Here is a 21,822-nt window from a genome sequence, read left to right as displayed (position 1 = left end):
GTCGACCTCCTGGTCAGACGACAGCCGTCATGCCGCCGTCGACGAAGATGTTCTGCCCCGAGACGAAGCTCGACGCGTCGGAGCACAGGTAGAGCAGGGTCCCGACCAGCTCCTCGGCCCGGCCCCAGCGGCGCGCCGGGGTGCGCTGCACGACCCACGCGTCGAACGCCTCGTCCTCGACGAGCGCCCGGTTCATCTCGGTGGCGAAGTAGCCCGGTGAGATGGCGTTCACCTGCACCCCCGAGGACGCGAGGTCCGCGGCCATGCCCTTGGTCAGCATGACCAGGCCGCCCTTGCTGGCGGCATAGGGGGCGATGGTCTGCCGGGCGAGCTGGGACTGCACCGACGCGATGTTGACGATCTTCCCCGAGCCGCGCTCGGCCATGCCGCGGGCGATGGTGCGTGAGACGTAGAACGCGCTCGACAGGTTGCCCGCGACGACGTCGTCCCAGTCGCGCACGGTGAAGTCGACGAACGTCGCCCTGCGCTGGATGCCGGCGTTGTTGACCAGGATGTCCGGCACCCCGTGCTCCGCGACCAGCTCGGACAGCGCGGCGTCCACAGCGGCGGGGTCGGTCACGTCGAAGGCGACGGTCGCCGGGGCGGTGCCGGTCCTGGCAACGAGCTCGGCCTGCGCCGCGGCGAGCGCGTCCGGGTCCCGTCCGTGCAGGACGACGCGTGCTCCGGCATCTGCGAGGCCGGTCGCCAAGGATCGGCCGAGGCCGCGTGAGGACCCGGTCACCAGGGCCAGCCGACCGCTGACGTCGAAGGGATCGCGCACGGTCTAGACGATCACGAAGATGACCGAGATGAGCACGAAGGCGAGCACGGACTCCAGGGCCTGCTGGACCGTCCAGGTCTTCAGGGTCGTCTTCACGTCCATCCCCATCAGTCGGCCGACGAGCCAGAAGCCGGAGTCGTTGACGTGGCCCGCGAACACCGAGCCGGCCGCCGTAGCGAGGACGATGCAGGCGATCTGCAACGCGCTGAAGTCCCCGGCGGCGACGGCGGGTGCCATCAGACCGGCGGCCGTGACGAGGGCGACGGTGGCCGAGCCCTGTGCCAGGCGGAGCACCACCGCGATGAGGTACGCCGCCGCAATGACGGGCAGCCCGATGTCCTCCAGCGACGTGGCGAGGGCGTCGCCGATGCCCGATGCCCGCAGGACGCCGCCGAACATGCCGCCGGCGCCGGTGATGAGGATCACGGAGGCCACCGGACCGAGCGAGGAGTCGAGGACCTTCTCGAGCGCAGTGCCCGACTCGCCGCGTCGCGTGCCGAGCACGATCGCGGCGACCAGCACCGAGATCAGCAGTGCGATGCCGGACGTGCCGATGAGAGTGAGCCCCTGCACCCAGAGCGCGGAGCCGTCGACGGCTCCCGCCGCCTCCGCCGCGTCGAGGCCGGTGTTCATGAAGATGAGGACCAGCGGGAGCAGGAGGACCAGGATCACCGTGCGGACCGACGGAGGATTGCTCGGCTGGTCCTGGTCGACCTCGCCGAACAACGCAGGGACCGGGAGCGGGTACTTCTTCCCCACCCGCTTCCCCCACAGGTAGCCGGACAGATACCAGACCGGCAGCGCGATGGCGAGGCCGATGAGGAGCACCAGACCGAGGTTGGCGTCGTACAGCTCCGTCGCTGCGACGGGGCCGGGGTGCGGCGGCAGGAACACGTGCATGACGGAGAATGCGGCCGCGGCCGGGATGCCGTACAGCAGCACGTTGTTCCCGCCCAGCCGCCGAGCCACCGCGAAGATGATCGGCAGCATCACGACGAGCCCGGCGTCGAAGAAGATCGGGAACCCGAGCATCAGGGATGCCACGCCGAGCGCGAACGCGGCCCGCTCCTCACCGAAGACGGAGACGAGCTTCTCAGCGAGCACCCGCGCGCCGCCGCTGTGCTCGATCAGCTTGCCGAGCATCGCGCCCAGCCCGATGAGCAGCGCAACCGGTCCGAGCGTGTTGCCGAAGCTCGTGACCAGCGTCGGCACGATCTGGTCCAGCGGTATCCCCGTCGCGAGCGCTGTGAGCAGCGACACGATGATCAGGGTCAGGAACGCGTGCAGCTTGAACTTGATGACCAGCACGAGGATCAGGGCGATCGCGGCGGCGGCGATGCCGAGCAGCGGACCGGCGCCCAGCGTCTGGGTGAAGTCTTCCATCGGAGCTCCAAGTCAGATTGAAGCCGGTGCTTCTGACGAGCTGCTGGCCCTGCTTGCCGAGCCTCGCACACTTCTTGTCGCCTGACATTCCGGGCAGGGAGTCGTCGGCTGCCCCTGCGCACCCCTGCCGGTGAGGACCCTATTGAGTGGTTCGCCCGCCGGAAGTGACCCACAGATCGCGGCGTCTCACGCTGGGGTGCACTCACATTTCGGTTGAGGTACGGCTCTCGGCTCTCGGCGTGGGGATCTAGCACCCTTGCGGTCCACGAAAGAGAATCGCGCACGCGCGACGCGCTGTCCTCCTGGGACAACCCGGTGAGAAGGGGCCACGCCGTGGGCAGCTCAGGAGCAGCTGTCCACACGTGGGCGGAGTTGTAGGAACTCACCCGGGCTGTCCGGAGCCCAATACCCTCACCTGCGATCGGACAAGTAGGTGAGACGGCATTCGTCTCAGCAAGGTGTCCGAATCCTCAGCCGCGGTGCCCCGCGGTACGTACATCATCCTCGGCAGCCGTGACGGTCGTGGAGCTGACGCCTCGAGCATCAGCGCTGGTGTCCTCGAACTTCCGGTAGCCCAAGCGGCCGATCAGTTCCCGACCTTCGGACCAGGGAATCAGAAGCGCGGCCCGTCGAGGAGCTCGTCGAGACTCACCCGGTACCGATTCCTGTCGCCGTCGACGACGGCCAGCTCCGCGCCGCGCGACGTGAGACGGAGCCTCGCGCAGTCGCGCCCGTCGGGCAGCACCAGACGACCGACCGGCGCGCCGACGTCGACCCCTCCGCCCGGGCGCAGCGCGAAGGGCGTGACGAGGTCGTGCTCGACGCCCCAGCCGCCGACGAACGCGCCTCGAGCACCGTCGACGACGACGGCATGGGCGCCCCGGACGCCCGGCGGCCCGAGATCGGTGACCGAGTCGGAGTGCACCCGCACGAAGCCCGTGTAGGCGTAGCAGAGCGCGGTCTCTTCGTGGACGTTGAGCGCCATGACGTCGAAGACGTTCGGAAGGTCGGCACGCGCCGAGGGGTACGGGTACCACCACTGGGGGCACAGGGTGCCGTCGAACCGGACGAGTTGGCGCATGCCGATCTCGTCGCGCGCCTCGTCGAAGTACCCGACCCAGATCGACCCTGCTGGCGTTGTCAGCACATCCTCGATCGCGTCTCCGACGAACGCGGAAGCCACCAGGTGCCCAGCGCTGTCCCACACCTGGGCGTTGTCCGTCCCCGCCTCGCCGCGGGCGGCCACGAGCAGGACCCGGCCACCCGGCAGCGGCTGCACGAAGCTCGCCGGCACGGTGCCCTCGAGCACGACGGCCGGGGCGGCGCCACCGACGCGGTGCACCAGCACCCGATCCTCACGGTCACGACCTCTCACCAGCACGAGGGCCTCGTCGCCCGGGCCGGTTCCGATCACGAGCGGTCTGTAGTCCCACGTCCCCTGGTCCGGCCGCGTGGCGCTCTCGGCGAGCCAGCCTCGGGTCGCACGCAACGGGATCATCGGGAGCGGGAGCAGCTCACGTCGACGCACCAGCGACTTTCGGTCGCGCTCGTCTCTCGTCACGACGTCATCATGCCGCCGGAGGCCGGAACTCAGCCGACTCGTCCGACGGGCGACGCGTTACGGCCACAGCGGATGAGATCAGGTTCACGCGAAAGTGACAAGTCTGGTGCGAAGCCACACGAGCGAGACCGTCGTTGTAGGAACTCAGCGGAGCTGTCCGGTGCTCGGCCTTGTGACCTGCGGGTGGACAGGTAGGTGAGACGGACCGCGTCTCACCTACCTGTCCGAATCCTCAGATGCGAGACCCGAGCGTGCTGGTTCGGCCGGCCTCAGGAAGCGGTTCAGCCGGTCGGGCTGATCGGCGCCGTGCGCAACCGATCGACGTACGCCACGGTCTCGTCCGCGTCGAGCGGCCGGTACATCCGGATGCCGTAGTAGAACCGCTGACCCTCGGTCGCCTCGATCACGTTCGGCTTGCCGGCGCAGCGCTCGTCGCCGAACCAGATGCTGATGGTCCCGTCGTCGTTGGGCACGAGCTCGTTGTGGGACCGGCCCGGTCGCGCCACGTCGAGCCAGCCGAGCTCGTGTACCTGATCACCGAGTAGTACCCGAACACGGCGGCTGCGCATCCGACTCAAGCTCACGGGCACCACCTCCACTCGGGATGACCCGTGGCGAGCGTGCAGCGCCGTGACCAGTGGCGGCCCTACCGCCCCGTCGCGCGCCTGGGCACCAGCCGTGTCGATACGCTCACGGTGCCGGCGTCAACGCGTCCGTTCGCCGCGCTCCGGAACCGAGGTCGGGGGAGTGTTCTTGTGGGTGCAGCAGTAGGTCAGTCCCTCCCGATCGCCGTGGGCGTCCTGATCAGCCCGCTGCCGATCGTTGCCGTCGTGCTGATGCTGCTCAGCAAGTCCGCCAAGGTGAACGCGACGGCGTTCGTGCTCGGCTGGCTGCTCTCCGTCGCTGTCGTCGTGGGTGTGGTCGCGCTGTTGGCCGGGGCGGCCACGCCCGACGGCGACGCGACGCCGACGTGGGCCGCGGTCCTCAAGCTCGTCCTGGGGCTCGCGCTCCTGCTCGTTGCGGTGCGGCAATGGCGCGGGCGGCCCAAAGACGGTTTCGAGCCGGCGACGCCGAAATGGATGCAGGCCATCGACACGTTCACCGCGCCGCGGGCGTTCGGGCTGGCGGTGCTGCTTTCGGCGGTGAACCCGAAGAACCTGCTGCTGCTTGTCTCCGGTGGCGCGACGATCGCGGCCGCGACCACAGAGACCAGCGCCACGACGGGTGCGGTCCTGGTGTTCGCGGTCGTCGCCAGCCTCGGGGTCGCGGCCCCGCTGGTCCTGTACCTGGTGATGGGAACCCGGGCCGCGCGGATGCTGGAGGAGCTCAAAACCTGGATGGTGCGCGACAACGCGATCATCATGGCCGTCCTGCTCGCCGTCATCGGCGCCAAACTGATCGGCGACGCCATCACTGCATTCTGAGGATCGGGCACGCTGCACGGACCGCGACCCGTGGCCGGTTGCTCAGCCGCCGATCGTGCCGGCGTCCACACGTTCACCCAGGCTGGTCTCGACGATCACCGGGGTCCCGTCGGGAATCGTGCCCACCAGGGCGTCCATGAGCGCGTCGGTGTCCGGCAGGTCGCCCGGCGTGCGGATGTCGATCTCCAGCGTCGAACCGCTGTAGGAGACGTGAGTGACGGTCGCGCCGGGGACCACAGCCAGCCACGCGTCCGTGGCCTGTTCGACCCGCTCGGCCCGGCGAGCAACCGCGTACGTGAACGCAGTGTTCCCCGCCAGCGGGATCGCGATGATCGCCAGCACGACGGTGATCGTCACGTAGGTGCGGCGCCGCGACCGACCGTCCGGGGCTGCCGATGCGACGCCGTACCCCGTGGTCGCGTACACGAGCGTGCCCGCCAGTACCAGAGCGACCACGTTCGAGACGAACAGCAGCATCGCGCCACCGGCCAGGCTCGGTGCGCCGTCCCCCAGGCAGACGCCCGCGACCGCCAGCGGCGGGACCAACGAGATCGCGATCGCGACCCCGGGCAGCACGGCCGCGACGTCGCGCCGGGCGAGCGCGATCGCGCCCGCGAACCCCGTGGCCACCGCCGCGACCAGGTCCAACAGCCCCGGTGAGGTGCGTGACGCGATCTGGCTGTTCGCCAGCAGGTCGAAGGTCGTGGGCACCAGCAGCGAGAAGAGCGCGCCGACCGCGACGACGAGCACGACGCCGCGCACGACGAACCAGACGGACTGGAGTGCTGCGCGCGGCCGACCCTTCGCCAGACCGAGTGCCAGGCCCATGATCGGGGTGGCCAGCGGCGCGATGATCATCGCGCCGATGACCGTCGCCGTGGAGTCGGACAGCACACCCGCGGTCGCGATGACCGCGCTCAGCGCGAGCATGATCCAGAACGCCGACCGCTTCGCCGACACGTCGCCCGCCGACAGGTCGAGATCGGCAGTCAGGTCCTGCACGCTCCGGCGCTGGGAGTCGGGAAGCACGGTGCGGATCAGGTTCGAGGCCATGCCTGGCATCGTGGCAGCAGCACGTCCGCGGCGCCGCAGGTCGGCCTATGTCGGAGTTCTCATCCGACGCGTTCGATCCGTGGCGGGAGCCAGGTTCCGTCGAGGATGGTCTGCTGGGGCCAGTACGCGCGGATGTAGAGCGAGAACTTGTCCGGCGGTGCCGGCAGCCAGTTGCTCGCGGGTGCCCCCTCGGGCTTGGCGTTGCCGACGAAGAACGTCAGGGAACCGTCCGCGCCGCGCTGCAGGTCCGGGTTCTTGGTGCCCAGGGAGTATCGGCCGAGGTCGTTCTCGAAGTAGAAGTGGTGCTCGTTGTAGAGGGTCACGGAGAAGAACCCGTTCACCGGGGGCAGCTCGCCGGCGGCGAACGTGACGGTGTAGGCGTGCGACCCGTCGAGCTGGGTTCCCTCGACGTCCGTGTCGGTGAACAGGTACTTCGTCTCGTGCGGCGCGTTCTCGAACATGTTCGAGCGGGCCAGCGCCGTGCGGGTCAGGTAGTCGGTGCCGAACTGGGAGTTGTTCTTCGGGGAGTACCAACCGTTGCCGGCGGCGGGGCCGTTGAACTCCCAGCGCAGCAGGGGCGTGATGATCTCCTGCTCGGCCTCCACGGCGACCGCCACGAGCGCGTCCTTGACCGCCGGGTTCTCCTGCGCGGCCTGCAGCACGGCCCGGAACTGCTGGTACAGCGCCTCCTCGCCCGGCAGCGGCGGGACCGTGTCGAGGACCGCCGGGAGCTGGTCGAAGAACGCCGTCGGATCCACCCAGCGGATCTCCGCGGAGCCCGTCGCTTCAGGCACGGGGAAGGTGGGCACGTTGGCCCAGTCGTCGGACTTCATCGTCCCGTCGAACTGGTCGAGCGGGTAGATCGTCACCTGCGGCAGCAGCTCCATCACCGCGGCACGGTCCTCGGCCGTGTCCTCGATGAACACCCGCGGGCAGAACGCCGCCAGCGCAGTCGACGACCGGAACGAACCCGTGATGCCCTCGGGCAGCTCGCCATCCCAGTTCGGGCCGACCACCGCGTAGAAGCCGGGCTTCGTCCCGTACTGCTTGCCCAGCTGCGCGAACGAGTCCGTCCGCTGGTCCCACGCCGCAGCCACCCAGAACCGGTCGCCGAAGTCGGGGATCTGGAACACGGCAGGCTGCTCGTCCAGGGACCCGAACCCGAACCCGTACAGCACATCCTGGTTGGTGCACGCCACGAACCGCTGACCGGCCGGGATGTAGTCGGTCATCATGCACACCCGCCCCAGCGGGGCGTTCGGCAGCACCCCGCCGCGCAATCCCGGCTCGTCCACCGACGTCAATGCCGTGCGCCGATTCATCATCGACACCATCGGCCAGCCCCACACGTACGCGAAACGACCGACCGCTCGCACGTACGCCTCCGGGTACGACGTCCCAGCGACCGGTCCAGCAACCACGTCCGACATGCGCTTCCCCCACTCAGATCGACTTGCATTGACGACGTCTCCACTCTGTCCGAGAACCAGCGGGGATGCACGGGGCCGCGCGTGACACTCGGCTGCCAGCGAGTGCTGGTCACCGCGACGGAGGGTCGCGTCGTGGGTCGTTGTGCGGGTCCGGGCCCTGGGGCACTATCCGGTGAACGATTGATCCGGGGGTGTGGCCTCCGGGCAACCTCGCCCAGGGACAGGAGCATTGATGCCTCCCGCCGTCCTCGCCGCGATCCTTGTGGCCGGCATCGTCGCCCTGACGCCGGCGGCAAACCGGCTCCGCATCCCCTATCCGGTCCTGCTCACGCTCTTCGGCCTGGCCGTCCCGCTGTTTCCCGGGGTGCCGGCGGTCTCGGTCGAACCGGACCTGATCCTGCCGCTGGTGCTGCCGCCGTTGCTGTTCGCCGCGACCCAACGCTCGACCGCCCGGGAGTTCCGCGAGAGCGCACGCCCGATCGCCCTGCTCGCGGTCGGTCTGACCCTGGCGAGCGCGTTCGCGGTCGCCGTGCTCGCCCATGCCGCGGGCCTTGGCTGGGGGCCGGCCGTGGTCCTCGGTGCCGTCGTGGCACCGCCCGACCCGGTCGCCGCGACCGCGGTGGCCCGGCGCATGCGGCTCCCCGGGCGCCTGGTGACCATCCTCGAGGGCGAGGGGATGTTCAACGACGCCACGGCGCTCGTGCTGTACAACGTGGCCGTCGCGGGCGTCGTCGCCGGGCACGTCACCGCCGGGCAGATCGGGGTCAGCCTCGTGCTGGCGCTCGGGGTGGGCGTCGGTCTCGGTCTGGTCGTGGCGGTCGCGACGCGGTGGATCCTGGCCCGGCTGCACTCCGCGACGGCCGAGACGACCGTGACGATCGCGATGCCGTTCGCGGTATACCTCGCGGCCGACCAGCTGCACGGTTCGGGTGTCCTGGCGGTCCTCACCCTCGGCCTGTACCTGCGCACCTTCGCGTTCCGGTCCCTGACCTCCGAGGGGTGGCTGCTCGGGCGAGCGGTCTGGCAGTACGCGGACGACTTCATCACCAGTCTCGTCTTCGTGTTCATCGGGTTCGAGCTGACCGAGATCCTGCGGACGAACCCCGACCGCGGCACGGCGCTGGCCCTGGCGGGCTGGACCTGCGTCGTCCTCGTCCTGGTCCGGTTCGGCTGGGTGCTCGTCTCGACCTGGTTGTTCGGACGGCGGCGGCGTCGAGAGGGTGTCCCCGCGGGTCCTCGAGAAGGTGTGGTGGTCTCGTGGGCAGGGATGCGCGGGGTGGTGACGGTCGCCACCGCACTCGCCCTGGGAGCATCCTTCCCGCACCGTGACTCGATCGTCGTGGTCGCCTTGGTGACCGTGCTGGTCACCCTGGTGCTGCAGGGACTGACGCTGGCGCCACTCGTGCGCTGGCTGGGCGTCGCGGTCGAGGGCGACGACGATCAACGTCGGGACCTGCGACGTGAGGCGACGTCCGCCGTCCTGGCTGCCCTGGACGGGTCGCTCGGCGACGACCTGCCCGACCGCGTGCAGTGGGCGGTGCGGCTGCAGTACCAGGGCTATCTCGCGGCGCAGGACGCGATCGGGACGGCACGTCGCGGCAGCGACCGCGACGAGCAGGACACCGGCGACGACGACGAGGTGGAGACGCTGCTGCGTCGGGCGAGCGAGGTCGAGCGTGCCGTCGTCCTCGAGGCACGCGCAGCCGGACGGGTCAGCCCGGACGTGGCCGACGACGTGCTCGCCGAGGTCGAGCGCCGGGCCCTCGGCCAGCTCGAGTAGGCGTGTGCTCAGCTGTCGGCGCGGGTGCGTGCTCGGCCGCGCAGCAGCATCGCCGTGACGACAGCCATGACCGTGAAGAACACCGCGAACGTCAGCGTCGTCGTGCGGTACGCGTGCACGTAGGACTCCTGCGCGGCACCGACGACCTGGTGGAACAGATCCGTCCCCTTCGCCCACTCCGGGACGGTGCCGCCGGAGAACCAGCCCATGACCTGCGCCTGCTGCGAGGGGGTCACACCGAGCGCGTCGAGCTGGGCCCCCAGGCCCCGGCCGAACCCGGAGTAGAGCAGGGTCGAGCTCAGGGACAGGCCGAGGGCGAAGGAGGCCTGCCCGATCGCGGGTTTGCTCGCGACCGTCGCGCCGACCAGGTCCGGCGGCGGGATCTCGACGAAGAACTCACCGGCCGAGGTCTCGGTCAGCATCCGGGAGAACCCGCCGAGCACCAGCCCGACCGCGAACACCCAGTAGGGCGTGGAAGCACCACCGATCGCAAAGACGTACATGGCCGTCGCGACACCCGCGAGCCCAACGACGACCAGGGTCTGCGGGCGCTGCCCGCGCGCGGCGAGGCGTCCGGCGGCGAACGCACCGACGGCCATGGCGATCGTGGCGGGAAGCTGCCCCACGGTCACCTGGAGCGGGGTGAACCCGTACACGTACTGCCAGAGCAGCGAGAGCTGCAGGACCATGACGGCCTGCCACATGTTGAACGAGACGTCCGCCGACAGGGCGCCGGCCAGGTTCCGGTCCGCGAACAGGCGCACGGGCAACGCGGGTTCGGCGTGGTGCATCTCCCACCGGATGAACGCGATCAGCGCGGCGATGCCGATCAGGAGCGGGACCAGGACGCGTGGCGTCCACCACCCGCCGCTGGCCTGGCTCACACCCCAGATGACGCCGACGAGACCGACCGCGACGAGGACGAGTCCGACGGGGTCGGACTGTCTGCGGTGCACGGCCTTCGACTTCGGGGTGTACATCTTGTTCAAGATGGCGGCAGCCGTCCCCACGAGGGGCAGAATCAGGTAGCCGAGCCTCCACGACTCGTTGATCAGGGCCCCGCCCAGGATCGTCAGCGGCAGCGCGAAGCCGACCTGGCCGGTGAAGTACAACGACATCGCGCGGGGCACGCGGTCAGGGGCGACCGTGCGGATGAGCGCCATGGACAGCCCGAGAGTGCCGGCAAGGCCGATGCCGGTGATGACCCGGCCCAGGACGAAGACCGCGTACCCGCCCGCTGTCGCCGTGACGAGTCCGCCCAGCACGAGAGCGGCCGCGCACCAGATCAACGTCAGCCGCCTGCCGTGGCGGTCGCCTATCGTGCCGACGGTCAGGATCGACGCGGCCATCGCGAGCGTCGCGGCTGATGCGGCGAAGGACCGTTGTGAGGCGGACATGCCAAGCTCCGCAGCAGCCGACGCGATCGCGGTGTTGTGGATCGACACGTCGGCAGCCTGGGCGACGCCGGCGATGGTCAGCGCGAAGATCGCGGCTCCGGGCCGTCGGGCGACGCCGTCGGGTGTGCTCGGCGCGGCGGTCTGGGACGTGCTCATCGTGCCGCGTACACGGTCACGCCCCGCTTGATGGTCCGCTCCACGACGACGTCGCGGATCTCGTCGACCGGCACCTCCAGCGGGTTGCGGTCCAGCACGACGAGATCGGCGAGCTTGCCGACCTCGATCGACCCCCGGTCGTGCTCGGTGCGCTGCTCGTACGCGGCGTCGATCGTCAGCGCCCGCAGTCCCTGGGCAGCGGTGATGCGCTCCTGCTCGCCGAGCACGACCCCGGTCAACGACGTGCGCGCGACGGAGGACCACAGCAGACCCAGCGGGTTGATCGGCGTGATCGGGTAGTCCGAGTGGTTGGTCGGCCGCAGTCCCTTGGCCAGCGCGCTGCGCATCGGTGAGATGCCGAACGCGCGCTCCGGGCCGAAGTTCGCGATGTGGATGTCACCGAACAGGTAGGTGTGGATCGTGAACATCGACGGCTCGAAACCCTCGGCGACGTAGTCGTCGAGCTGGTCGAGCCGCATCACCTGGGAGTGGATCGCGATCGTGCGGCCCGTCGGGGTGACGCCCGAGGCGACAGCCGCCCGATGTGCGTCGAGCAGCTGGTCGATTGCCGCGTCGCCGTTGACGTGCGCGAAGACCTGGACGCCATGGCCGTAGGCGGTCGCGACGACCGTGTTGGTCGTCTCGACGTCGGTGGACGCGATGCCGTGCCAGTGCTGCTCGCCACCCGGGCCGCCCGTCACGTACTCCTTCGTCACATGCGCCGTCCGGCCCTGGGGCGAGCCGTCCAGGATAAGCTTGACGCCCTGCACCGTGTGGCCACCGACGGTCGTGTCCGCCAGGCCGGCGTCGATGACCTGGTCGAGGTCGCTGTAGATGACCAGCGAGCGGACGTCGACCGGCAACGGTGCCTGTGCGGCGTAGCCGCGGATCTGCTGGATCTGCGCCCACGTCGCCGCGCCGTCCTGGACCGTCGTCACGCCCCAGCGCGCGTACTCGGCGAGCATCGCGTCGAACTCCGCGCGCCCGTAGTGCAGGAGGTTGAGCACGAACGGCATCCACGCCTGCTCCCACAGCTCGCCCGAGGGGATGTCCGTGCCGGGCAGGCGGACCACGGTGCCTCCTTCGGGGTTCGCGCAGCCAGGCGTGTAGCCGAGGTCGTCGAGGACCGGTCCGTTGACGTATCCGCCGTGCCCACTGACGTGCACGATCACCACGCGGTGGTCGGGGAACTCCTGGTCGAGCAGGTCGGCGGTCAGCACTCCGCCGTCGTCCATCTCGTCGGGAAAGTAGCCCCAACCGACCACGTACTCACCGGGCGCGGGCGCGTTGCGGTCCTTGGCCTCGTGCAGCCGGCCCAGCGCGTCCGCGACCGTGCGCGTCACACCCACGGGCGGCGTCTGCAGGTCGGCGTGCTTCACGTACGGCGCACCCATCGAGACGTGGCTGTGGGCGTCGACGAACCCCGGCACGACGGTCCGGCCGGCGAGGTCGACGACCTCGGTTCCCGCACCGGCCAGGGCGACCACGTCAGCAGTGGTGCCGGCGGCCGTGATCAGGCCGTCCGTGACGGCGACTGCCTGCGCGACCGAATCGGCACGGTCGACGGTCAGCACGGTCGCGTTGGTCAGGATCAGGTCGGGCGCGCTCATCTCGGACTCCGGTCTCAGAAGTGGGTGCTCAGTTCGTGCCGGGCTGTGCCGCCGGCTCGTCGACCGCGATCGGACCGTCGACGAGGAGTCCGGCCTTGCGCAGCTTGGTGGCGCGCGCGAAGAACAGTGTGCTGATCACGGCGAACACCGCCAGGAAGCCCGCGATCACGAACATCGTCGAGTTGAACGAGTCGACGAACGCGCCCGAAGCTGTGTCGATCACCTTCTGCACGAGCGCCGGGTCGTAGTCGGACAGATCGCCGCCGGACACGTACGTCTGGATAATCCCGGTGTAGATCCCCTGCTGGGCAGGCTCCACGTTGGCTTGCGTGAACGCGGCGGCGATCCCGCGGCCGTAGGCACCAAACAACAGCGTCGAGGACAGCGCCGTACCGAGAGCGAAGCTCGTCTGCCCGATGGCGGTCTTCGAGGAGGCCATCGCCCCGGTCAGCGACGGCGGTGGCTTGGAGACGAAGAACTGGCCCATGGTCGTCTCGTTGAGCATCCGGGCGAACCCGCCGACGATCATCGGCAGGGCGAAGAAGATGTACGGCGACGTCGTCGTCGAGAAGCCGAACATGACCATCGTGCCGATCAGCAGGACGTGACCGACGATGAGGTTCGTCGCCGCCGAGACACCCTTGGACAGCAGCCGGCCGGCGATCGTCGCGCCGACGACCATCGCCAGGCTCATCGGCAGCTGGCCGAGGCTGACCTCCAGCGGGGTGTACCGGTAGACGTACTGCCAGAGCATCGACAGCTGGATCATCACGACGGCCTGCCACATGTTGAACGAGAAGCCGGTGGCGACCGAACCCGCCAGCTCCGGGTCCTTGAACAACTTGACCGGGAACGCCGGGAACGCGATCCGCGCCTCCCACCAGATGAACACGACGAAGGCGACGACCCCGACGGCGGCCGGAGCGAGCACCTGCGTCGAGCCCCAGCCGTAGGTGGAGGCGTTGCTCAGGCCGTAGATGATCCCGATCAGCGCGACCGCGACCGAACTGAGGCCCAGATAGTCGAACGGCCCGACCGTGTCCGCCTTGGCCTCGGGCAGGCCGCGCATGCACATGAGGAACGCGATGACCGCGACGATCGGCATGGTCAGGTACCCGTACCGCCACCCGAATCCCGCCATCCAGCCCGCGACCACTCCCAGGACGAGCGCCGCCGCCGTCTGGCCGGCCAGCCAGAAGGCGACCGCCTTGGGGATCTTGTCCGGGAGCACCTCACGCAGGAGCGCGAAGCTCAACCCGAAGGAGGCCGCGATCCCGATCCCGGTGACCGCCCGGCCGAGCATGAAGAACCCCGTCGTGGGTGCCAGGGCCGTCAGGAGCCCACCGGCGACGGCCACGAGGAGACCGGCCAGCATCACCTTGCGGCGCCCGAGACGGTCACCGAGGGCGCCGGTAGTCAGGATGAACGCCGCCAGCGACAGCGTCCCGACGCTCGCGGCGAACGCCCGCTGCGAGCTCGACATGCCCAGATCGACGCTGGCACCGACGATCGCGATGTTGTTGGCCGTGGGGTCGACCACCTGGAGACAGGACGCCGCAGTCAGGGCCACGAGGGCCGCTGTCGTGCCCTTGCGCACCACTTCGGATCGTGCGGGGGCGGTGCTCATGGCGAACTCCCTCGTCAGGCCCATGTAACGGCAACGTGCGCACTTCGGAACCTAGGCGAAACGGACGCATCGGGCCAGTGCGGCCCCGTTTCAGGGCGTGGGCGTGGGCGTGGAGATCCCGTCGTAGAGATCCGGGCCGAAGATCCTCCGCCGTTGCTGGTTCACTCTCTGTACCCAGATGCCCGAGTGCGGAAGAGGAAGCCGTAGCGACGAACAACGAGGCGGCGCCCGTCTCGACGCCGCGTTCCCGGAGTTGTGTGCGACGTGCTCCACCGGGTCATTCGATCTAGGCAATAACGCTCTCTCATACCGTCTTGGGCATTCCGATATACGCCCATAGAGAGGCTTATCGATGGATGCCAGCCGCTCCCGGACGGTCTGGAGCTGGTCAGCGCCTCGATCCAGAGCGGTCCCGCCGGCGGGGCCATCGATGCCGACACCGAGAGCGACACGGTCACGGCGACGTGGCCGACCGTGCCGAGCGGTGGCCAGGCGCAGGTGCTCGTGACCGCCGAGGTCGATCCGGATCTCCCGTACGCCGCGGACGGCGTCCCGATGACCAACACCGCGACCGTCGTCGCCGACAACGCGCCGCTCGCGCCGGCGGACGCGACCATGGACCCACCGAGGCCGTAGGCCCCGTCGGGGTCTACCAGGTCGAGACCCGCACGTTCGAAACCGACACTGACCTCGGCCTGAGCCCGCGAAGGTCGAGAGTTCGACGCGCGAGTCCGTCGTGTTGGCCGACTGACCGCCCGGTCCGCTGGACCGGGCGAACCGCCACGCGAGGGCCGCGTCGGGCACGACGACACCCTCGCGCAGGGTGAGTGGAGCCGTCATCAGGTCCGTCGTCGGGCGTGCCGGATGGATGCCGGGGTATGCCGTCGCGTTGCGAGCACCAGCGCCGCACCGACGAGGAGCGCCACCGCTGCCGCAACGGCAGTGGCCTGCGCCCCGTCCGCCCCGGTGACGGCGAGCTCGGAGTCGTCCGGTGCGGGTGTCGGCCTGGGCGTCGGCGGGGCTGGGTACGTGTTGGTGACCGTCACGAGGCCCGCGACCGTCGGGTCGCCCGCGGCGACGACGACGGTGCCGTCGGCCGGCACGAGCGTGGCGGTGAACGTCCCGCCCGGCTGGGTGGCGTCCTCCGCGACGACGCAGGTGGTGCCTACGGGAAAGCCGGCGACGACGGCGGTGGCGCCGGCGGCGACCGACCAGGTTCCCGAGGTCGTGCCCGCGGCACCGGCGGCGTCGCAGGTCCAGGTCCCGGTGAAGACGGCGCCCGGCGGCACCACGCTCACGGCTCCGGCGACGACCTTCTGGACCGCGAAGCCGCCGGTGACGGGCACCGGGTCGGGCTCGACGACGTTGGTGACGGTCACCGCGCTCACGGCGCTGCCTCGGCCGACCGTGAACGCGAAGCCGCCGTGCTGCGGGGTGGCGGGCGTGCCGCCGACGACGTCGAAGGTCGGCGCCGTCCACGTGCCGCCGGCCGGGTCGGCCGGGGCGACCTCGAGGAGCTCGATGACGCTGTCCGGGGCGACGTCGATCGGTCCGAGGACGGTCCCGTCGGCGGCGACCACGAGGTCGGGGGTCTGCGCGACGTCGTTCACCCACCACTGGAACGTGAAGGTGTCCGGGGAGCCGAGGCCGGCGTCGTCGAGGGACTTGGCGATGCTGAACCGGCCCTGCCCCGCGAGCGTGTCCGTCAGGGAGACCGCCACCTGGGCGTCCTCCTCGACGACGAACGCGACCTGCGCGCCGGGCTGCGTCGGAGTGGTCGTGGTCGCTCCGGTCACCGCCCAGACCGGCGTCTGCCACACGCCCCCCGGGACCGCGGGCGGTGTCGGTTCGCCCAGCTCGATGAGCTCCCCCGACGGGACTGTGACCGGGCCGAGCAGCGTGCCGTCGACCGCGACGGACAGGTCGGGGAGCTGCCGGACGCCGTCGACCCAGTACTGCACGGTGACGTCGATCGGCAGGGTGTCGAACGTGCCGTCCACGACCAGCGTCTTGCTCAGCGCGACCGTGCCCGTCGTTGTGTCGTCGTCCGGGACGCACGCGGCGAACGCGTAGTGGTGGATCTCGCCGGTGCCGCCCGGCTTGACCAGCGACGCCGCGATCAGCTGGCCCTCGAGCGGGCTGCTGTTCTCGAGCGTCACGTCGGCGCGCGGCGCCAGCACCGTCCCGGTGATGAGGCCCTGGCTGCTGATCGTGAGAGGGCCGGCGTCGGCATAGCTCCACAGGACGTAGGGCGCGAAGAGGTTGTTGGTGCCGGAGTCGTTGGCGCCGTTCATCCGCGGGATGTTAAAGGCGGTCCCGCCGCTCATCCGGATGACCAGCGGCGTGTCCAGCGACGGCACGGCTCCCGTGAACGACAGGGCAGTCACCCCGTCGAGCGCCTCGGGCGTCACCGACAGGACGTTGATGTCGCCCGCGACCAGCTCGAGCTGCTTCTCCGACGGACCGCCGGCCAGCGACACCTCGGAGATGCCGTCGGTCGTCCCGGTGACGTCGGTGATGGCGTCGGCCAGGGTGTCGAGGTCACCGAACCCGGCGGTCACCGGCGTGACGTCGACCGGGCCGATGTTCGCCGGCACCCACGTGGCGAGATCTCCCTCCGAGGCCGGCGGGTTCGGCGGCAGCACGCGCGCCTGCCCGGGCCCCCCGTCGTCGATGAACACCTGCTCGCCTGACAAGGACGTCGTCGTCCACGTCGACGAGCCGGCGAACATCTCGCCGCGCGGCCAGGCAGGGTCGTCCGACTCCGCACCGACCTGCAGGACGCCCTGCGAGCCCGCCAGGTCGTAGGCGCCGGCAGCCACACGCACGGGCACGTCCGCCCCCCCGACCGGGATCGTCGGCAGCGGGTAGTCCGGCGGCGTCAGACCTGTCGAGTGCCGCACGTCGAACGTCGACGCCCAGGACAGCGAGCCGCCGACCCCGAGCGTGCCCTCGACCTCAGACCCGCTCATCGATGCGTCACCCTCGACGAGGACGGTGAAACCCAGGGTCGGGTCCTCGTCGAGGCCGCACACGTTGACGGCCGAGGCCGTCGTGGCGGCGCCGACCGCCACGGCGGCGGCGAGGACGGGGATCAGGAGAGCGCCGGCGGCGACCGACGCGACGATGCCCTTCGCACCGGGTCGCGCAACATGCACGGGACGTCCTTCCGACGAGCATGAGAGGCATCTCACCTTGCAGGCTAGCCGATTCGTACGATTCGGCCTTGTCGCACGTCGACCTCACCCGGATGCACGCCGGGTACGGCGGCCCTGCTCAGACGGCGTCGTGCTGCCACGAGCGCCACAGCACGGCGTAGTCGCCACCCGCGCCCACCAGCTCGTCGTGCGGGCCGATCTCGGTGATTCGGCCATGAGTCGCGCCTGAGAGGTCACCGCCGCGCCGGTCCTTCGTTCATAGGAGCGCGTCTCACGCGGGCGGCGGTCTCAGACGACAAGCCCACCGCCCTGCACGAGCAGATCACCGACGGTGTGGCCGCGCTGGTGTCCTCCGACGCCTGGCGCGCGATGCTCGCCACCGCCGCCTGGCGCGCGATGCTCGCCACCGCCGCCCGGTTCCACACCTACAGCCCGGGCTACCTTCTGCTCATCGCCGCGCAGCGCCGACGCCACCCGGGTGGCCGGGTTCCGCACCTGGCAGAGCCTGGGACGGCAGGTCCGCAAGGTAGAGAAAGAGATCGCGATCCTCGCCCCCTGCGCGTACCGCCCGTGGGCGGTCGAGACCGCGCCCAGCGCCAGGAGCAACGGGGCGACGAGGTTGACCGCCGCCATCGCGGTCGTCCCGACGCCGCGGGCGACGAACCAGGCGTTGGTCAGCGCGTAGATCCCGTAGACCCCGACCGCGATGGTGGTCTGGGTGCAGGCGTGCCAGAGCAGCCGCCCGACCGGCCGTTCGCCCAGGGCGGCGGCGTCGAGCGTGCGCCCGGTGCTCACGGCTCGGTGAGCAGGCGCATCATCGTGTCGATCTGCTTGCGTGCCCAGTCGTACTGGGTGGTGTCGTGTGTCCGCGGTACACGGTCTCGATCGCCATGATCACGACCAGGTGCAGGCAGTACAGGCCACGGCGCGTCTGCTCCCTCGGGGTGAGCTGCTCCTGGCCGTAGCCGCGCATGAAGGCGGTCGGGTCACCGAAGTCGGAGAGGTAGGTGCCCGCGAAGCCGGCCTCCATCAGCGGGTCCCCGTACAGGGCGCTCTCGTGGTCGATGATGGTGACGATGTGGCCGTCGCGGACCATGACGTTGGAGTCCCAGAGGTCCCACTCGACGAACCTGGGCTCGATGACGTCGTCGAGGACGTCGGCGTGCAGGGCGACGACCTTGCGGATCTCGTCATAGTCCCGGCCGTTGTCGACGTTGCGGGCCTCGCCGTCGGCCAGGGTGGCCTCGACGATGCCGGTGAAGACGGTCCGCCACGACGGGTCACCGGGGCCGGCGAGAGGTCGAACCAGTCCCCGCGGATCGAGTTCAGCTCGCGGTTGGTGGCGCCGAGCGCCTCGTTGTACGCGTCGCGCTGCTCGGTGCTCAGGCTGTCGATGATGATGCCGAAGTTGTCGGCGTCGACGAACGGCATGAAGAAGTAGTCGGCGTCGACGAGCTCGTGGCTCAGGTCGGCGTGGTCGACCTGCGGGACCGGGACATGGGTGCGTGCCGTGACCAGCGCCATCGCGTCGCCCGGCTCTCGCGCTCCGGATCTGGTGGAGGACCTGGTGTGCCGGCTCGCGAGGCTGTTCGGCCGACAGCGCCGAGCAGGTGCACCGGCGCCCGCCGGCCGGCTGGCGCTGCTGACGCTGGTGACGCCCGAGTTCATCGACTCCCGGATACTCCTCCGGTGTCGGTGGTCAGGTCTAGCCTGCGACCACGGCCATCGTCGGCCCGCGCGCACTCCGAGAGGAACGTTGATGCAGGCCTTGCGAGCTGGGTACGGCAAGGATCCGCGGCGCCGCCTGTCCCGCGCCGAGGCCGTCGACCTGTTCGCACGTGCGGGCGGTAGGTGCCAGCGGTGCGGCGTCCCTCTGGGGGTCGAGTGGCAGCAGGCGCACCTCGTCGCGCACACCAACGGTGGCGCCACGAGCCTGGCCCAGATGCAGGCCTGGTGCCGCGAATGCAACCTGCGCCAGGGCAGAACCGACGCTGTCGACCCGAGCCTGCCCTCGCCGCGGGAATGGCAGGCCCAGGCGCTCGACGTGATCCTCGAGCGAATCTGGCAGTCGGGCCGTGCCACCGTGCACGCCGCGCCTGGCGCCGGCAAGACCTTCTTCGCCGGCCTGGTCTTCCGCCAGCTGATGGACTCCGGGCTTGCCCAGCGCATGGTGGTCGTCGTGCCGAACCGGGCGCTGCAGAAGCAGTGGGCCGACGCCCTGGCCGCCTGGCGGATCTACCTGGACTGGGACCCTCGCGACGGCTTCCTGCAGCACCCCGACACGGTTGGGACCGTGGTCACCTACCAGGGTCTGACTGGGTCCGCGGCCGGCCAGATCCAGCAGATGCGGGCAGCCTCAACCCTGCTGGTACTCGACGAGGTGCACCACGTAGGCGACCAAAAGGCGTGGGGCAACGCGGTCGCCAGCATCGTCGGCTCGGAGGAGACCGACGACGGCATGCACGCAGCTGGCGTCTTGAACATGACGGGGACCCTGTTCCGCTCCAGCGGCAACCAGAAGATCAGCACCGTGCGCTACGACAGGGTGCTGGTCGACGGCGTGGAGAAGTACCAAGCCGTGGCCGACTACTCAGTGCACGCATCGACACTGATCGGTGTCGAGCTGCGTCGTCCCGATTTGTACGCCTACGACGGTCAGGTCCGGCTCATCGACGTCCGCGAGGAGACGGTGCTCGAGGGCGAGATCGCCGACCTCACCCGTGGTCCGCAGGTCAACACCGCAATCCGGCAGGGCTTCATGGACCGGGGCCTGGTCCATGCTTTCGCGAACGAGGCCGTCAAGCTCCTCGGCCAACAGCTGGCGACGATCGAGGACAAGGCGCCCCTGAAGATGCTGTGGGTCGCAGATGACCAGGCCGCGGCCAAGCTGGCGGCCGAGGAGATCGACAAGGTCGTCGGGCGCCCGTTCGCCAAGCTGGTGATCTCCGAGGACTCCAACGCGCTCAAGACGCTGCGAGACGCGGCCACATCCCCGCACTCCTGCGCGATCGTGGCTGTGCGGATGGTGACCGAGGGGTTCGACTGTCCCGAGGTCTCGGTCATCGCCTACGCCTCGGCGACCACCGCGGTGCTCACCCTCGCCCAGACCATGGCGCGGGCCATGCGCGTCACAGCTGTGGAGCGCGCTGACAGGCGACTGCTACCCGCGCAGATCCTCATCCCGAACAACCCCTCCCTGCGCACCGCGTTCGCCGAGGCGCTCGTGGCCCAATTCCACATCCTCGACGTCCCGGACGAGTCGACCGCCGACGACGAGGGGCGTCCCGGATCGGGCTCGGGGCTGCGGATGCCGCGCTACCAGCTGGTCGACATGAGCACCCTGGACCTGCATAGCGCGACCGTCTTGGGCGAGTTCGACGGCACCGTCATGGCCGATGAGCTCCGCGAGGTCATCGCGTTGTGCCTGGAGCTGTCGATCCCCGAGGTCTACGCTCCCCGGGTCGCCGTGGCGGCCCGTCGGGCGACCCCGAAGCTGCCGCTGTACACCCAAGCCGTGCCCAAGCCGCCCGGACTGACCACAACCCAGGCAGACCCCCGCAGCCTGAACAAGGCGCGGCGCAGCCGGATCACGGCGGTCTCCAACTGGATGACCAACCACCTGGATCACGACAGCAGGTACTCGACGATCGGAACATTCCAGTACCAGGCCAACAACGCGGCCGGCATCCGTCAGGGGGAGCGTGGCGACGCCGGATCCAAGGAGTTGGCCGAGGTCGAGGTGTGGATGCTCGCGCGGGTGCGCGAGCACTGCAACACCCACGGTTGCGCATTGCCCACGGCCGCCCGAGAGGAGAACCGGTGAGCGCGTTCACCGACACCAACGCCGATCACGTCCACACGTTCGCGTTGCAGATGGGCAACCTCGGGCTCTCGCGCGTGACGGACCTGCTGCTGGCCATGTTCGAGTCCGGGGCGTGGCGTGAGTTCACGGACGGCACGGGCGCTCACCGCTTCCTGCCGGGGGAGTACGACTACTTCTTGACCCAACAAGGTGTCACCCGTGACCACGTCATGCACGGAGTGCGTGACGTGGAGGTCAAGGCGCGCCTCGAAGAAGCGATGGACGAACGGCGTACCGGTGAGGACGGCTACCGGCGACGCCTGGAAGACGTTCGTCGGGCAGTGCCGGAACGCCCTGGCAATCCGATCGAGCCGTTCGGCTGCTCACGGTCGGAGGGCACGTTGGTCGGTGTCGGTGCTCGTCCCGCTCTGGGCCGCGCACCGCGGACGTACCGGTTGACCGGTGGCGCCACAACCAAACGTCCAAACGAACGGCTCGATCGCACGCAGCGCATGAGCGCGCTCATCCGAAGGCTCTCCGATCTGGAACTCGAGCAGCTAGTCACGGACATCGCCGCGGAACAGGCTCTGCGCTCGAGAACGCGCGCCGAGGCCGATGCCGCACCGGCGCACATCGCAGCGAACTGATCGCTGACCGCGG

General features: G+C 69.9%; 18 protein-coding genes. 6 read left to right on the top strand and 12 right to left on the bottom strand.

Translation table 11 applies throughout. The features are described 5' to 3' along the window. Window positions 1-13: 13 nt before the first annotated feature. The 4 genes from ASF78_RS20355 to ASF78_RS20340 form a co-directional block, all read right to left on the bottom strand. Window positions 14-781, bottom strand: a complete 768-nt coding sequence (locus tag ASF78_RS20355; protein WP_056593881.1) for a glucose 1-dehydrogenase — start codon at window positions 779-781, stop codon at window positions 14-16. Window positions 782-784: 3 nt separating this feature from the next. Beyond that, window positions 785-2,164: a GntP family permease gene (locus ASF78_RS20350; RefSeq protein ID WP_056593879.1), complete on the bottom strand. Its 1,380-nt coding sequence runs from the start codon at window positions 2,162-2,164 to the stop codon at window positions 785-787. Window positions 2,165-2,777: 613 nt separating this feature from the next. After that, on the bottom strand, window positions 2,778-3,725 hold the full coding sequence (locus ASF78_RS20345) for a hypothetical protein (protein ID WP_156374261.1): 948 nt from the start codon (window positions 3,723-3,725) through the stop codon (window positions 2,778-2,780). Between the two features lie 281 nt (window positions 3,726-4,006). Further along, on the bottom strand, window positions 4,007-4,198 hold the full coding sequence (locus ASF78_RS20340) for a hypothetical protein (RefSeq protein WP_156374260.1): 192 nt from the start codon (window positions 4,196-4,198) through the stop codon (window positions 4,007-4,009). A 138-nt stretch (window positions 4,199-4,336) separates the two neighbouring features. On the opposite strand from ASF78_RS20340, the gene ASF78_RS20335 reads away from it, so the two are divergent. Then, entirely contained in the window at window positions 4,337-5,149 is an 813-nt protein-coding gene (locus tag ASF78_RS20335; RefSeq protein ID WP_235518730.1) for a GAP family protein, read from the top strand. A gap of 42 nt (window positions 5,150-5,191) precedes the next feature. Here ASF78_RS20335 and ASF78_RS20330 read toward each other — a convergent pair whose 3' ends face one another. Further along, entirely contained in the window at window positions 5,192-6,202 is a 1,011-nt protein-coding gene (locus ASF78_RS20330; RefSeq protein WP_056593866.1) for a TIGR00341 family protein, read from the bottom strand. Between the two features lie 59 nt (window positions 6,203-6,261). Further along, complete coding sequence (locus ASF78_RS20325; RefSeq protein ID WP_200940665.1) at window positions 6,262-7,524, bottom strand: DUF1214 domain-containing protein; 1,263 nt, start codon at window positions 7,522-7,524, stop codon at window positions 6,262-6,264. Between the two features lie 340 nt (window positions 7,525-7,864). On the opposite strand from ASF78_RS20325, the gene ASF78_RS20320 reads away from it, so the two are divergent. Then, window positions 7,865-9,412, top strand: coding sequence for a sodium:proton antiporter (locus ASF78_RS20320; RefSeq protein ID WP_056593863.1), 1,548 nt, complete (start codon window positions 7,865-7,867; stop codon window positions 9,410-9,412). A gap of 8 nt (window positions 9,413-9,420) precedes the next feature. Here the strand turns inward: ASF78_RS20320 and ASF78_RS20315 are convergent, their stop codons facing one another. From ASF78_RS20315 to ASF78_RS20305, 3 genes are read right to left on the bottom strand one after another with little or no spacing between them, the layout of a single operon-like run. Then, a complete protein-coding gene (locus ASF78_RS20315) occupies window positions 9,421-10,965 on the bottom strand; it encodes an MFS transporter (protein WP_056593860.1) in 1,545 nt (514 codons plus the stop codon). After that, window positions 10,962-12,575: an amidohydrolase gene (locus ASF78_RS20310; protein ID WP_056593857.1), complete on the bottom strand. Its 1,614-nt coding sequence runs from the start codon at window positions 12,573-12,575 to the stop codon at window positions 10,962-10,964. The genes ASF78_RS20315 and ASF78_RS20310 overlap by 4 nt, the downstream gene beginning before the upstream one ends. Before the next feature lie 28 nt (window positions 12,576-12,603). Then, window positions 12,604-14,202, bottom strand: a complete 1,599-nt coding sequence (locus ASF78_RS20305) for an MFS transporter (RefSeq protein WP_162243385.1) — start codon at window positions 14,200-14,202, stop codon at window positions 12,604-12,606. Window positions 14,203-14,508: 306 nt separating this feature from the next. Between ASF78_RS20305 and ASF78_RS23170 the strand changes: the two genes are divergently transcribed. Continuing rightward, window positions 14,509-14,838: a hypothetical protein gene (locus tag ASF78_RS23170; protein ID WP_369816354.1), complete on the top strand. Its 330-nt coding sequence runs from the start codon at window positions 14,509-14,511 to the stop codon at window positions 14,836-14,838. 203 nt (window positions 14,839-15,041) lie between these two features. Here ASF78_RS23170 and ASF78_RS20300 read toward each other — a convergent pair whose 3' ends face one another. The 3 genes from ASF78_RS20300 to ASF78_RS20290 all read right to left on the bottom strand — a co-directional run bounded on the left by ASF78_RS20300 (window position 15,042) and on the right by ASF78_RS20290 (window position 18,456). After that, window positions 15,042-17,360: a collagen-binding domain-containing protein gene (locus ASF78_RS20300; RefSeq protein WP_056593851.1), complete on the bottom strand. Its 2,319-nt coding sequence runs from the start codon at window positions 17,358-17,360 to the stop codon at window positions 15,042-15,044. A gap of 288 nt (window positions 17,361-17,648) precedes the next feature. After that, window positions 17,649-18,155, bottom strand: a complete 507-nt coding sequence (locus ASF78_RS22870; RefSeq protein ID WP_056593848.1) for a hypothetical protein — start codon at window positions 18,153-18,155, stop codon at window positions 17,649-17,651. Window positions 18,156-18,174: 19 nt separating this feature from the next. Then, complete coding sequence (locus ASF78_RS20290; protein ID WP_056593846.1) at window positions 18,175-18,456, bottom strand: hypothetical protein; 282 nt, start codon at window positions 18,454-18,456, stop codon at window positions 18,175-18,177. Between ASF78_RS20290 and ASF78_RS20285 the strand changes: the two genes are divergently transcribed. The 3 genes from ASF78_RS20285 (at window position 18,439) to ASF78_RS20275 (ending at window position 21,809) form a co-directional block, all read left to right on the top strand. Further along, on the top strand, window positions 18,439-18,801 hold the full coding sequence (locus tag ASF78_RS20285) for a hypothetical protein (RefSeq protein WP_156374259.1): 363 nt from the start codon (window positions 18,439-18,441) through the stop codon (window positions 18,799-18,801). The two genes, ASF78_RS20290 and ASF78_RS20285, sit on opposite strands and share 18 nt — an antisense overlap. Before the next feature lie 69 nt (window positions 18,802-18,870). Continuing rightward, on the top strand, window positions 18,871-21,183 hold the full coding sequence (locus ASF78_RS20280; RefSeq protein WP_156374258.1) for a DEAD/DEAH box helicase family protein: 2,313 nt from the start codon (window positions 18,871-18,873) through the stop codon (window positions 21,181-21,183). After that, on the top strand, window positions 21,180-21,809 hold the full coding sequence (locus tag ASF78_RS20275; RefSeq protein WP_056593839.1) for a hypothetical protein: 630 nt from the start codon (window positions 21,180-21,182) through the stop codon (window positions 21,807-21,809). The genes ASF78_RS20280 and ASF78_RS20275 overlap by 4 nt, the downstream gene beginning before the upstream one ends. Window positions 21,810-21,822: the final 13 nt, after the last annotated feature.

It is taken from the genome of Cellulomonas sp. Leaf334 (assembly GCF_001424195.1).
GTDB lineage: Bacteria > Actinomycetota > Actinomycetes > Actinomycetales > Cellulomonadaceae > Cellulomonas.
Note: the sequence above shows the minus strand (reverse complement) of the source record. Positions and strands in the feature narration are given on the sequence as shown.